The organism is Neobacillus sp. SAB-20_R2A (assembly GCF_049568635.1).
GTDB classification, from domain to species: domain Bacteria; phylum Bacillota; class Bacilli; order Bacillales; family Cytobacillaceae; genus Neobacillus; species Neobacillus citreus.
Genome location: NZ_CP145895.1, coordinates 4,327,155 through 4,339,866, shown reverse-complemented (window position 1 = coordinate 4,339,866; position 12,712 = coordinate 4,327,155). Strand labels below are relative to the sequence as shown.

Below are 12,712 nucleotides of genomic sequence, written 5' to 3'. Positions count from 1 at the left end.
AAATTAAGAAAAGATAAGATTTTATCACTATTTTAAGAAATATTAAAAAAATGAGAGGATTTTTTGTTGCATTGTCGAATTTCTAATTTAGAATAGAATTAGAGGATTTTTGACATTTACAAGATAGAGTATTGTGATAAGTTGAGGAGGAACCGGAGTTGAAGAAGATAAAAGTATGTGTCGTGGATGACAATAGAGAACTTGTAGGGTTATTGGAGGATTACATTTCTTCTCAAGATGACATGGAAGTGGCAGGTGTAGCCCATAATGGCCAGGAATGCCTGGATATGTTAAACACGATTGACCCAGATGTGCTTGTTCTTGATATTATCATGCCTCATCTTGACGGGCTGGCAGTACTGGAGCGCCTTCGCGAGTTGAAAAAAGGAGTATTGCCAAATGTCATTATGTTAACAGCTTTTGGCCAGGAAGATGTTACGAAAAAAGCAGTGGAGCTTGGTGCCTCCTATTTTATCCTAAAGCCTTTTGATATGGAGAATTTAGGCAGCCACATTCGTCAGGTCAGCGGCAGCAGAAGCTCATTCTCCGCACGGAAGGGTTCCGCCTCCACCTATCGAACACAGCCGGATGCAAAACCAAAGAATCTCGATGCCAGCATCACAAGCATTATCCATGAAATTGGTGTACCTGCTCACATTAAAGGGTACTTATATTTGCGCGAAGCCATTTCGATGGTATTTAATGATATAGAACTGCTCGGCTCGATTACAAAAGTGTTATATCCTGATATTGCAAAAAAATATAATACAACCGCAAGCCGCGTGGAACGGGCCATCCGCCATGCCATTGAAGTAGCGTGGAGCCGAGGAAATATTGATTCCATTTCATCCCTATTTGGCTATACCGTCAGCATGTCCAAAGCAAAGCCGACTAATTCCGAATTCATTGCGATGGTGGCTGATAAACTGCGTCTGGAGCATAAGGCTTCTTGAAAGGAATAATAATAAAAAAGCCTCATTAGTTTGAGGCTTTTTATTGTGCAATTTTTCTAGTTCATTTTATCTTTTTCCAATTCTATTAATTTTTGAATGAGAATATGCTGTGGCATATGCATAATCTGTTCTAGTGGGACTTTTAGTTTTTCGGCCAGTTTGACTGCAGTTTCAGGTGATATTTGTAAAGGTTTCATACAAGACCCTCCAATCTGTTTAAGGAAGTGAAAAAATGACACAAATATTTGCTCACCGCGGTTTTTCCGCAACGCATGCTGAAAATACAATGAGTTCCTTTCTGGCGGCTGAAAAAGCGGGTGCTGACGGGTTAGAGCTTGATGTCCAATTAACAAGTGATGGCGAAATCGTTGTTATTCATGATGAAAAAATTGATCGGACTACAAATGGGAATGGCTTTGTGAAAGACTTTTCATACAAAGAAATCAGGAAATTTAACGCCAATAACAAAGGATTTAAAAAAGAACCAATTCCAGCTTTGGAAGAAGTTCTGGAATGGATGAAAACAAACAAGCTCTTATGCAATATTGAGTTTAAGAACGGTCTTATTCCATATGAAGGAATGGAACAAAAGGTGATAGAAATGGTAAGGAAATATAATCTGTCGGATCGGATTATCATTTCTTCCTTCAACCATTATAGCATTGTTAACACATATCGTTTAGCGCCGGAAATTGAAACAGCCCCTCTTTTTATCGAAAGCATATACATGCCGTGGATTTATTCGCAATCAATAAGGGCCAGTGGAATTCATCCAAAGCATTCTACAATACCGGATCAAATTGTCAAAATGACAATGGAAAATGGTATCGCTGTACGACCGTATACGGTTAATCGCGAGGCGGATATGCATCGTTTGTTTAATGTGAATTGTACAGCAATTATCACAGATAACCCGGTTAAGGCTAGAAAGGTTCGAAAACAGTATGAAAAGAGACCGTGACCACGGCCTCTTTTATTTTTTAGTTCTCGCATCCTTAAATCGAGCCTGTACCTTATTTCGTTTACGGTCGCGATAAAGGATAAATCCTGCTACAAAACCTAAACCGCCTAAAAGTAAGAGTAATCCGACGATAAATTGAAGCCATAATTTCGGAAAGGGTGCTTGCAGAACCCCAAAGGTCATGTCACGCATTAATTTAATTCCAACCGCTGCCAAAAATCCAGGGATGACTAAAATGATGAGGGCAATAATCCGCTTCATAAAAATATCCTTCCGCTTTTTATTTAAGCATATCACATAAAAATAATAGTACATGGTTTTAATTTGTCAAGATGCGGGTTACGGTTTACAATTAATCTGAAAAAAATTGCATAATAATCAATCTAGAATAGAAAAATTTTGCGTACTTTGATACATAGGGGCGGATTTCATGCAAAATATCATGATAGTCGGGGCCGGAAAAGGCGGAAGTGCCATCTTAAAAATTTTAAAAGAATCGGAAGTGCTTAATGTCTCTGTCGTAATTGACCGGAACTTAGACGCCCCCGGTATCCTTTTAGCCCAAAAGGAAGGAATCAAAACCGGAACGGATTGGCAGCCATTTATAACCGAAAACCTTGACATCATCATTGAAGTAACAGGCGATGAAAACGTTTTTCAAAAATTACGAAACGAAAAGAGTCAAAAAACGATTTTAATCCCAGGCAGTGTCGCCTTTCTTGTCTCTAAATTAATGGAAGAAAAAGAAGAGCTAATTGAAAAGCATCAATATGAATCCTATCTTCAGGAGCTTATCTTTAATTCGACCAATGATGGAATGGTGGTTATTGACCATCATGGATATATCATTCTTTTTAATCGAAGAGCCGAAGAAATGATGGGGGTAGACAAAGAGGAGACAATCGGGCAGTATGTCACAGAAATCATCCCCCATAGCCGGCTGCCGATTATTTTGCAAACTAGAAGAATCGAAACAAATCAGGAGATGGTCTTGGGGAATGGCCGCAAGATTATCACAACTAGGATTCCGATTGTTGAGGAGAATGGAACTTTAATCGGTGCTCTCGCCGTTTTTAAGGATATAACCGAAGTGGTAAAGCTTGCAGAGGAAATCACTGATTTAAAAGAGATTCAGACGATGCTCCAAGCGATTATTCATTCTAGTGACGATGCCATTTCCGTCGTGGATGAAGAGGGCCGGGGAATCCTTATTAATCCCGCCTACACAAGATTAACAGGCCTCACGCAGGAGGAAGTAATCGGAAAACCTGCAACAGCTGATATTTCCGAAGGTGAAAGCATGCACATGAAGGTACTGCAAACGAGAAGGGCTGTGAGAGGTGTGCCAATGCGGGTAGGACCGCACAAACGGGAAGTCATCGTCAATGTGGCGCCAATCATCGTAACCGGAAAATTGAAAGGCAGCGTCGGGGTCATCCATGATATGTCAGAAATGAAATCGCTAAGCAGGGAATTGAACAGGGCCAGGCAGTTGATTCGTAAGCTTGAAGCAAAATATACATTTGAGGACATTATCGGAAAATCGGATGAAATGATGCTTGCCATTGAGCAGGCCAAATTGGGAGCAAAAACCCCTGCAACAGTTCTGCTGCGCGGTGAATCAGGGACAGGTAAAGAATTGTTTGCCCATGCGATCCATAATGCGAGCGACCGAAAATATAACAAGTTTATCCGAGTGAATTGTGCAGCTATATCCGAATCGCTGCTTGAAAGTGAACTGTTTGGCTATGAAGAGGGGGCGTTTTCAGGAGCGATAAGGGGAGGGAAGCGAGGGCTGTTTGAGGAAGCTAATAACGGAAGTATTTTTCTTGATGAAATAGGCGAGCTGTCGGCCAATACCCAGGCGAAGCTCCTCCGAGTTCTGCAGGAAAATGAAATTATCCGTGTAGGTGGAACTAAACCAATGACTATCAACGTACGAATCATTGCAGCTACTAATGTCAATTTAGAAAAGGGTATTGCGAAGGGAAGCTTTAGGGAAGACTTATACTACCGTTTGAATCGTATGCCTATCCACATTCCCCCATTGAGAAAACGGAAAGAGGAGATCCCCTCATTATCAGAACGGCTGATTCAAAAAATTAACCGTGATTATGGCCGGAACGTAGAAGGGATTACGCTTCCTGCTTTACATTTTTTGATGGAATATGACTGGCCGGGGAATGTCAGAGAACTGGAGAATATACTTGGCAGAGCGATTATTTTTATGAACTATTCCGAAACGCTCATTGATGTCCCTCATTTGCCACAACTAACAAGTAATATGGTACATAATGATCATTCCGATGATTGGATACAGGGTTCCATCTCTTTGGAGGGCACATTATCAGAAATGATAGAAAAACATGAGGCAAAGATTATCCTGCAAACATTGGCCCGTCTCAACGGAAATAAAACACAAACGGCGAAAGCCCTTGGACTTTCAGTGAGAAACTTATATTATAAGCTAGAAAAATACAATCTTGAAAATAATAGCATGCAATAAATTTCAAGGTGTGAAATTTTTTGCATGTTTACATTCTGTTAAATAAAGCGTTTTCATAAAAAGAGCTTTGGCATGATTATTGCATATTAAATATATGGAGTTGCAGGAAAGGTGAAAGGGTTGATGATAGCTTGCTGCTTGAAACATTGATTGACAAAGCAACCCAAAATGATGCTAAAACAGTTGCAGTTGCGGCTGCAGAAGACAAGGAAGTGATTGAAGCAGTCCTTGATGCGCTAAATCGTAACTTGGCACATTTTTTACTATTTGGTGATCAAGAAAAAATCAAGTCCATCCTTCAATTGAAAGGAATAGATGCAAATAGCGAGAATCGTCTTACGATTATCCATACTGCCTCATTAGCCGAAGCGGCTGATTCCGCTGTTAAAGCGGTCTCAAGCAAAGAGGCTCATGTGTTAATGAAGGGGAATCTTCCTACTAATATTATTTTAAAGTCAGTTTTAAATAAGGAATTTGGCTTACGGACAGGGAGTGTGCTATCTCACACGGCTGTATTCGAAGTGCCCGGATTTGAACGGTTTATTATCGTAACGGATGCAGCTATGAACATTGCTCCTGATTTACAGCTGAAAGTACAAATTGCCAAAAACGCTGTTGCCCTGGCTAAGGCTATTGGGATTGAAACCCCAAAGATCGCGCCCATTGCGGCAGTCGAAGAAGTAAACCCTGCCATGCAGGCAACCTTGGATGCTGCTGCGTTAACCATGATGAACAGAAGGGGACAAATAAAAGGCTGCCTTATTGATGGCCCGCTTGCATTGGATAACGCCATCTCTACACTTGCTGCCGAGCACAAAGGGATTCAAAGCGAGGTTGCAGGGGAAGCTGACATTCTATTGGTACCTGCGATTGAAGTGGGAAATGCCTTATATAAATCATTAATTTATTTTGCAAATGCCAAAGTGGGTGCCGTCATCTCTGGAGCAAAAGCACCAATCGTCTTGACTTCAAGAGCTGATTCGGCTGAGAGCAAGCTATATTCGCTGGCATTGGCATTGTGTTCTGTATAGTACAAGTACGCTTATTTTTCAGAGGAGGAATTAATATGGAAATTTTTAAATACCTAGAGCAATATGATTATGAGCAGGTAGTGTTCTGCCAGGATAAACAATCCGGATTAAAAGCGATTATTGCCATTCATGATACAACCTTGGGACCAGCACTTGGCGGTACACGGATGTGGACATATGAATCAGAAGAAGCGGCAATCGAAGATGCGCTAAGACTTGCTAAAGGGATGACATACAAAAATGCGGCAGCAGGATTAAATCTTGGCGGTGGTAAAACGGTTATCATCGGCGACCCGCGCAAGGATAAAAACGAAGAAATGTTCCGTGCTTTCGGGCGTTATGTTCAGGGCTTAAATGGACGCTATATTACAGCGGAAGACGTTGGAACAACTGTTGCGGACATGGACTTGATCCATGAAGAAACCGACTATGTTACTGGTATTTCTCCCGCATTCGGTTCATCGGGAAATCCTTCTCCGGTAACGGCATATGGTGTATACCGTGGAATGAAAGCCGCAGCGAAGGCAGCATTTGGTTCTGATTCCCTTGAAGGAAAGGTAGTCGCAATCCAAGGGGTTGGAAATGTAGCTTATAGTCTTTGCCGTCATTTACATGAAGAAGGTGCCCAGTTAATCGTTACTGATATAAATAGGGAAGCCGTTAACCGTGCAGTAGAAGAATTTGGCGCCCGTGCAGTGGACCCAAATGAAATCTATGGAGTAGAGTGTGATATTTATGCTCCATGTGCGCTAGGTGCAACGGTTAATGACGATACGATCCCACAATTGAAAGCAAGAGTAATTGCTGGTTCTGCTAATAACCAATTAAAGGAAACTCGTCATGGCGACCTCATTCATGAAATGGGAATCGTATATGCACCTGATTACGTCATAAATGCGGGCGGAGTCATTAACGTTGCGGATGAATTATATGGCTATAACTATGAGCGCGCTATGAAAAAAGTAGAAACCATCTACAACAGCATTGAAAAAGTGATTGAAATTTCTAAGCGGGATGGTATTCCAACCTACGTGGCAGCAGACCGCATGGCAGAGGAACGGATTGAAAGAATACGCAATTCCAGAAGCCAATTCCTGCAAAATGGCCACAATATTTTAAGTAGAAGAAGAACCAGATAGAAACAACTGAAATACTTTAGCAAAGCGCTGAATGGGGAAATTCAGCGTCTTTGCCTTTAATATTCGAAAGTCAAGTGTTTCAGAAGTAAATTGGAGGTTTATCCGTTGCCAAATAAAGAATATCGAATTCTCGTCATTAACCCCGGTTCCACCTCCACAAAAATTGGAGTATTCGATAATGAAATTTCCATTTTTGAAAAAAACCTTCGACATGACATGGAGATTCTTAATACTTTTGCTAATATTATTGACCAGTATGAATTCAGAAAAAATGTGATTTTGGAGACACTGGATCATGAAGGAATCAATCTTTCGAAATTAAATGCTGTCTGTGGTAGGGGCGGCTTGCTTCGTCCAATTGAGGGCGGAACATATGCAGTTAACAGCCAAATGCTAGAAGACCTTAAGAAAGGTTATTCCGGTCAGCATGCATCTAATCTCGGCGGTATCATTGCCTTTGAAATAGCTTCGGGACTTAATATTCCTTCCTATATCGTCGACCCGGTTGTTGTCGATGAGCTTGACCCCATCGCCAGAATCTCAGGCTTTTCATTAATCGAAAGAAAAAGCATTTTTCATGCGTTAAATCAAAAAGCTGTCGCCAGACGGGCTGCCAAAGAGCTTGGAAAAAAATACAACGAATTAAATTTGATTGTTACCCATATGGGGGGCGGAATTACTGTCGGAGTACATAAACAGGGCAGGGTCGTCGATGTCAATAATGGCCTCCATGGCGATGGCCCCTTCAGTCCGGAGCGTGCCGGAACAGTTCCGGCGGGTGATTTAGTTGCTTTATGCTATTCAGGTGAATATTTCAGGGAAGAAATGATGAAAAAGCTGGTCGGCCAAGGCGGGCTTGTCGGATACCTTGGTACAAATGATGCACTGCAGGTTGAGCAACGAATCGCGGTTGGAGATCAGGAGGCAAAGCTGATCTATGAGGCAATGGCATACCAGGTGGCAAAAGAAATTGGCTCTGCCAGCGCTGTTCTGTCCGGAAAAGTAGATGCTATTTGTTTAACAGGCGGCTTGGCATATGGTAAAGAATTTGTAAAATCAATTATTGATCGGATTAAATGGATTGCAGACGTAATTGTCCACCCGGGTGAAAATGAGCTGCAGGCGTTAGCGGAAGGGGCACTTCGTGTCTTACTCGGCGAAGAAGAGGTTAAGGATTATCCAGGGAAATTTAAAACAGTGAAAATTTAGGGGAATTTGGGAGGGAACCAAATGGCACAAGAATATGATTTAGTCATACTTGGCGGAGGGACCGGCGGCTATGTAGCGGCGATCCGCGCCTCACAGCTTGGTTTGAAAACGGCAATTGTTGAAAAAGGCAAACTTGGAGGTACCTGTCTTCATAAGGGCTGTATTCCAAGTAAGGCACTGCTCAGGAGTGCGGAAGTGTTTGCAACAGCAAAGCGCAGCGATGAATTCGGTGTGATCACTGGAGAAGTTTCGGTTAATTTTGGCAAGGTTCAAGAACGAAAAAACAAAATTATTGACCAGTTGCATAAAGGTGTCCAGCATCTAATGAAGCAGGGGAAAATCGATGTATTTGAAGGAATTGGCCGGATATTGGGACCTTCTATTTTTTCGCCGATGCCAGGGACCATTTCCGTTGAAATGAACAATGGTTCTGAAAATGAAATGCTCATCCCGAAGAATGTCATTATCGCGACCGGGTCAAGACCGCGGACATTGCCAGGTCTTGACATTGACGGCGAATACGTCATGTCCTCTGATGAAGCCCTTCAGCTTGAAGCCCTTCCCAGCTCGATCATTATTGTGGGGGGGGGAGTAATTGGAATTGAGTGGGCCTCGATGCTTTCCGATTTTGGCGTAGAGGTAACTGTTCTTGAGTATGCAGACCGAATTATACCGACGGAGGATCACGAGATTTCGAAAGAAATGCAGCGTTTGATGAAGAAGCGGAAGATTAATATTATCACAAGCGCAAAAGTTCTTCCTGAAACATTGGTGAAAGATAATGGAGTGGCCATCTCGGCAGAGGTAAAGGGTTCGGTGAAAGAGTTCAAAGCGGAAAAGCTGCTTGTATCAGTAGGGCGGCAGGCCAATACAGAGGGCATTGGACTTGATAATACAGAGATTCAAATTGAAAAAGGTTTTATTGTAACGAATGAGGTTTTTCAAACAAAAGAATCCCATATATATGCCATTGGTGATGTGATAGGCGGGCTGCAGCTTGCCCATGTTGCCTCCCATGAAGGGATTATTGCTGTGGAGCATATTGCTGGTGAAAAAACGTCACCGCTTAATTATGACCTAGTTTCCAGATGCATTTACAGCAGTCCCGAGGTTTCCAGTGTCGGTATTACAGAGAATCAAGCAAAGGAAAATGGGCATAAAGTAAAAGTGGGGAAATTTTCTTTCCGTGCTATTGGGAAAGCCCTTGTATTCGGTGAAGCAGATGGATTTGTTAAAATTATTGCTGATGAGGAGACCGATGATATTTTAGGGGTGCATATGATTGGTCCTCATGTTACTGATATGATTTCGGAAGCCGGCCTTGCAATGGTGCTTGATGCTGTACCATGGGAAATTGCCCACACCATCCATCCTCATCCAACCCTTTCGGAAGCAATTGGCGAGGCGGCATTGGCTGTTGATGGGAAGGCCATACATGGATAAGTTTTTGGGAGAGAAATGATTTAAAGCGAACAAACGGGAGGAATGAAGTTAATGGTGGAAAAGCGTCATGAAGCTTTAGGCTTAAGAGATGAAAAAGTGCTGGAAATGTTTGAAACGATGCTTTTGGCCCGCCGTATCGATGAGCGGATGTGGCTGTTGAACCGTGCAGGTAAAATACCATTTGTAATATCCTGCCAAGGGCAGGAGGCTGCACAAGTAGGTGCTGCCTTTGCCCTAGACCGGGAAAAAGATTATGTATTGCCCTATTATCGTGATATGGGTGTCGTATTAACGTTTGGGATGACTCCAAAAGAGTTGATGCTGTCAGGTTTCGCCAAAGCAGAAGACCCTAACTCCGGAGGGCGGCAGATGCCGGGACATTTTGGGCAAAAGAAGAATCGGATCGTCACCGGTTCATCGCCTGTAACTACGCAAGTTCCTCATGCGGTGGGGATTTCACTTGCCGGTAAAATGGAGAAGAAGGACTTTGTTTCCTTTGTTACGTTCGGGGAAGGATCCTCAAACCAGGGGGATTTCCATGAGGGTGCCAACTTTGCTGGTGTTCATAAACTACCGGTCATTTTTATGTGTGAAAATAATAAATATGCGATATCTGTGCCAATTGAAAAACAATTGGGTTGTGAGAAGGTTTCTGACCGTGCCATTGGTTACGGCATGCCCGGCTATACAGTAGACGGCAATGACCCGTTAGAGGTTTATAAAGTTGTTAAGGAAGCGGCCGAGCGCGGGCGCCGCGGCGAAGGTCCGACTTTAGTTGAAACTGTTTCTTATCGTTTAACTCCGCATTCTTCTGACGATGATGACCGCTCATACCGGGCGCCTGATGAGGTTGCAAAGGCAAAATCGCAGGACCCAATCATCACCTTTGGTGCATATCTGAAGGAAACCGGCGTGTTGAATGATGTATTGGAGCAGGAAATCAATGACCGCGTCATGCAGATCGTCAATGAAGCCACTGACTATGCAGAAAATGCACCTTATGCAGCGCCAGAGGATGCATTGAAATATGTATATGGGGATCGTTAGGGGGAAGAAATATGGCAGTTATTTCATATATTGATGCAGTTACTATGGCCATTCGCGAGGAAATGGAGAGAGACTCACGAGTTTTTGTTCTTGGTGAAGATGTGGGGAGAAAAGGCGGCGTTTTTAAGGCTACACAAGGACTGTATGAACAATTTGGTGAAGATCGCGTAATTGATACGCCGTTGGCGGAATCAGCGATAGCCGGTGTCGGAATCGGGGCCGCCATGTACGGAATGCGGCCAATTGCGGAAATGCAGTTCGCTGATTTTATTATGCCCGCAGTAAACCAAATTATTTCCGAGGCGGCAAGGATCCGCTATCGTTCTAATAACGATTGGAACTGTCCAATTGTCATCCGCGCTCCATATGGCGGCGGCGTTCATGGAGCTTTGTATCATTCACAATCAGTTGAGGCCGTATTTGCAAATCAGCCAGGCTTAAAAATTGTGATGCCATCCACCCCATATGATGTAAAGGGACTTTTAAAAGCGGCCATTCGCGATAATGACCCGGTGTTATTTTTCGAACATAAACGGGCCTACCGCTTAATTAAAGGTGAAGTGCCTACTGAAGATTATACCCTGCCAATTGGTAAAGCTGATGTAAAGCGTGAAGGAGAGGACATCACTGTTATCACTTACGGGCTTTGCGTGCATTTTGCCCTGCAAGCGGCAGAGAAATTAGCCAAAGACGGCATATCTGCGCATATTTTGGATTTGCGTACCGTTTATCCGCTAGATAAAGAAGCGATTATCGAAGCAGCATCGAAAACAGGTAAGGTACTGCTCGTCACGGAGGACAATAAAGAAGGCAGCATTATGAGTGAGGTTGCCGCCATTATTGCCGAGAACTGCTTATTTGAACTGGATGCCCCGATTAAAAGGTTAGCCGGCCCAGATGTTCCAGCAATGCCATATGCGCCAACAATGGAAAAATTCTTTATGGTCAATCCGGATAAGGTCGAAAAAGCAATGCGCGAGCTTGCGGAGTTTTAGGTTTAGGAGGATGAAATAGTGGCAGCTGAACAAATTAAAATGCCGCAGTTAGGCGAAAGTGTAACGGAAGGTACAATCAGCAAATGGCTAGTCTCTGTTGGAGATAAGGTAAATAAATACGACCCTCTGGCAGAAGTCATGACAGATAAGGTTAACGCGGAAGTTCCTTCTTCTTTTTCAGGTGTAATTAAGGAACTCATTGCTTCCGAAGGTGATACAATGGCTGTTGGGGAAATTATCTGTACCATCGAAACGGAAGGCGGCGCTCCTGCTCCGGAGGCAGCTGTTTCCGCACCTGAACTAAAAGCGGCTGTAGGGAACGGTATTGCCACTCCTGTTGATCAGGGGAATCGGGCCAGGTATTCGCCGGCTGTTCTTAAGTTGTCGCAGGAGCATGGCATTGATTTAACGCAGGTTTTAGGTACTGGTGCTGGGGGCAGGATAACTCGTAAGGATTTATTGCAAATCATTGAGTCTGGTAATATTCCAGCAGCAGGACAAAAAGCGGAGGCACCAGTGCAAGCAGCTAGTAAACTGCCTGTTCAGGAGGTTGTGGCTCCTAGTCAGCCTGCTCAAGCTTCAATTGCACCGGCACCTGCCGTATCGGTTCCGGTGGCAGCAGGGGATATCGAAATTCCAGTTACCGGCGTTCGCAAAGCGATTGCTACGAACATGCTGCGCAGCAAGCATGAAATACCGCATGCCTGGACAATGGTGGAAGTCGATGCCACGAACCTTGTTGACTACCGCAATTCCATAAAAGATGAATTCAAGAAAAAAGAAGGCTTCAATTTAACATTCTTTGCTTTCTTTGTAAAAGCCGTTTCTCAGGCTCTAAAAGAATTCCCACAAATTAATTCGATGTGGGCCGGCGACAAGATTATTCAGAAGAAGGATATCAATATTTCGATTGCAGTCGCCACAGATGACGCTTTATTCGTGCCTGTCATCAAAAATGCCGATGAGAAAACGATTAAAGGTATTGCCCGTGAAATCTCTGACCTTGCCGTGAAGGTGCGGTCCGGAAAGCTTCGTCCGGAGGATATGCAGGGTGGTACGATAACAGTCAATAACACCGGATCTTTTGGTTCTGTCCAGTCAATGGGCATCATTAATTACCCGCAGGCCGCGATCCTTCAGGTCGAATCCATTGTGAAACGTCCTGTTGTCATGAATAACGGGATGATTGCAGTTCGTGATATGGTAAATCTTTGTATGTCTTTAGATCACCGTGTTCTTGACGGGCTTGTTTGCGGCCGGTTCCTGGCTAGGGTGAAAGAAATCATCGAAAACATGTCTAAAACAACAACCTCTATTTACTAAAAAATTTGCCGGCAACAGCCGCCATTCAAGTTTTGATTGGCGGCTGTTTATTTTTTAAGTTTTGAAAATGTTTGCCTGAATCGAGGTTGTACCCTAAAATAGAAT

The 12,712-nt window shown here is 43.3% G+C and carries 12 protein-coding genes; 10 read left to right on the top strand and 2 right to left on the bottom strand.

The window, feature by feature from the left end; translation table 11 throughout:
* The first annotated feature begins 158 nt into the window (after window positions 1-158).
* Entirely contained in the window at window positions 159-953 is a 795-nt protein-coding gene (gene spo0A / locus V5M37_RS21230) for a sporulation transcription factor Spo0A (RefSeq protein WP_423799043.1), read from the top strand.
* Between the two features lie 56 nt (window positions 954-1,009).
* On the opposite strand, the gene V5M37_RS21225 is transcribed toward spo0A, so the two are convergent.
* Window positions 1,010-1,150: a YycC family protein gene (locus V5M37_RS21225; RefSeq protein ID WP_423799042.1), complete on the bottom strand. Its 141-nt coding sequence runs from the start codon at window positions 1,148-1,150 to the stop codon at window positions 1,010-1,012.
* A 35-nt stretch (window positions 1,151-1,185) separates the two neighbouring features.
* Between V5M37_RS21225 and V5M37_RS21220 the strand changes: the two genes are divergently transcribed.
* Entirely contained in the window at window positions 1,186-1,914 is a 729-nt protein-coding gene (locus tag V5M37_RS21220) for a glycerophosphodiester phosphodiesterase (RefSeq protein ID WP_423799041.1), read from the top strand.
* Between the two features lie 12 nt (window positions 1,915-1,926).
* On the opposite strand, the gene V5M37_RS21215 is transcribed toward V5M37_RS21220, so the two are convergent.
* Complete coding sequence (locus V5M37_RS21215; protein ID WP_423799040.1) at window positions 1,927-2,175, bottom strand: DUF2627 domain-containing protein; 249 nt, start codon at window positions 2,173-2,175, stop codon at window positions 1,927-1,929.
* 169 nt (window positions 2,176-2,344) lie between these two features.
* Between V5M37_RS21215 and V5M37_RS21210 the strand changes: the two genes are divergently transcribed.
* From V5M37_RS21210 to V5M37_RS21175, 8 genes are all read left to right on the top strand, one after another.
* On the top strand, window positions 2,345-4,420 hold the full coding sequence (locus V5M37_RS21210; RefSeq protein ID WP_423799039.1) for a sigma 54-interacting transcriptional regulator: 2,076 nt from the start codon (window positions 2,345-2,347) through the stop codon (window positions 4,418-4,420).
* A 131-nt stretch (window positions 4,421-4,551) separates the two neighbouring features.
* Window positions 4,552-5,451, top strand: coding sequence for a phosphate butyryltransferase (gene yqiS / locus V5M37_RS21205; RefSeq protein ID WP_423799038.1), 900 nt, complete (start codon window positions 4,552-4,554; stop codon window positions 5,449-5,451).
* Window positions 5,452-5,486: 35 nt separating this feature from the next.
* Window positions 5,487-6,590 (top strand): branched-chain amino acid dehydrogenase, encoded by a 1,104-nt coding sequence (bcd, locus tag V5M37_RS21200; protein WP_378584019.1) that lies wholly within the window; start codon window positions 5,487-5,489, stop codon window positions 6,588-6,590.
* A gap of 105 nt (window positions 6,591-6,695) precedes the next feature.
* Window positions 6,696-7,799: a butyrate kinase gene (gene buk, locus V5M37_RS21195; protein WP_423799037.1), complete on the top strand. Its 1,104-nt coding sequence runs from the start codon at window positions 6,696-6,698 to the stop codon at window positions 7,797-7,799.
* A gap of 21 nt (window positions 7,800-7,820) precedes the next feature.
* On the top strand, window positions 7,821-9,242 hold the full coding sequence (lpdA, locus tag V5M37_RS21190) for a dihydrolipoyl dehydrogenase (RefSeq protein ID WP_423799036.1): 1,422 nt from the start codon (window positions 7,821-7,823) through the stop codon (window positions 9,240-9,242).
* Between the two features lie 42 nt (window positions 9,243-9,284).
* The gene (locus tag V5M37_RS21185) at window positions 9,285-10,289 is read left to right on the top strand and encodes a thiamine pyrophosphate-dependent dehydrogenase E1 component subunit alpha (protein ID WP_423799035.1); all 1,005 of its coding nucleotides are present in this window, start codon (window positions 9,285-9,287) and stop codon (window positions 10,287-10,289) included.
* An 11-nt stretch (window positions 10,290-10,300) separates the two neighbouring features.
* Window positions 10,301-11,284 carry an alpha-ketoacid dehydrogenase subunit beta gene (locus tag V5M37_RS21180; protein ID WP_423799034.1) on the top strand — a complete coding sequence of 328 codons (984 nt, stop codon included), beginning with the start codon at window positions 10,301-10,303 and terminating at the stop codon, window positions 11,282-11,284.
* 18 nt (window positions 11,285-11,302) lie between these two features.
* Window positions 11,303-12,607: a dihydrolipoamide acetyltransferase family protein gene (locus V5M37_RS21175; protein ID WP_423799033.1), complete on the top strand. Its 1,305-nt coding sequence runs from the start codon at window positions 11,303-11,305 to the stop codon at window positions 12,605-12,607.
* Window positions 12,608-12,712 lie beyond the last annotated feature (105 nt).

Coding starts and splice junctions, on each gene's coding strand:
- V5M37_RS21210 (WP_423799039.1), top strand. CDS start 2,345: ATGCAAAATATCATGATAGTCGGGGCCGGAAAAGGCGGAAGTGCCATC.
- V5M37_RS21215 (WP_423799040.1), bottom strand. CDS start 2,175: ATGAAGCGGATTATTGCCCTCATCATTTTAGTCATCCCTGGATTTTTG.
- V5M37_RS21225 (WP_423799042.1), bottom strand. CDS start 1,150: ATGAAACCTTTACAAATATCACCTGAAACTGCAGTCAAACTGGCCGAA.
- V5M37_RS21185 (WP_423799035.1), top strand. CDS start 9,285: ATGAAGTTAATGGTGGAAAAGCGTCATGAAGCTTTAGGCTTAAGAGAT.
- lpdA (WP_423799036.1), top strand. CDS start 7,821: ATGGCACAAGAATATGATTTAGTCATACTTGGCGGAGGGACCGGCGGC.
- V5M37_RS21220 (WP_423799041.1), top strand. CDS start 1,186: ATGACACAAATATTTGCTCACCGCGGTTTTTCCGCAACGCATGCTGAA.
- bcd (WP_378584019.1), top strand. CDS start 5,487: ATGGAAATTTTTAAATACCTAGAGCAATATGATTATGAGCAGGTAGTG.
- V5M37_RS21180 (WP_423799034.1), top strand. CDS start 10,301: ATGGCAGTTATTTCATATATTGATGCAGTTACTATGGCCATTCGCGAG.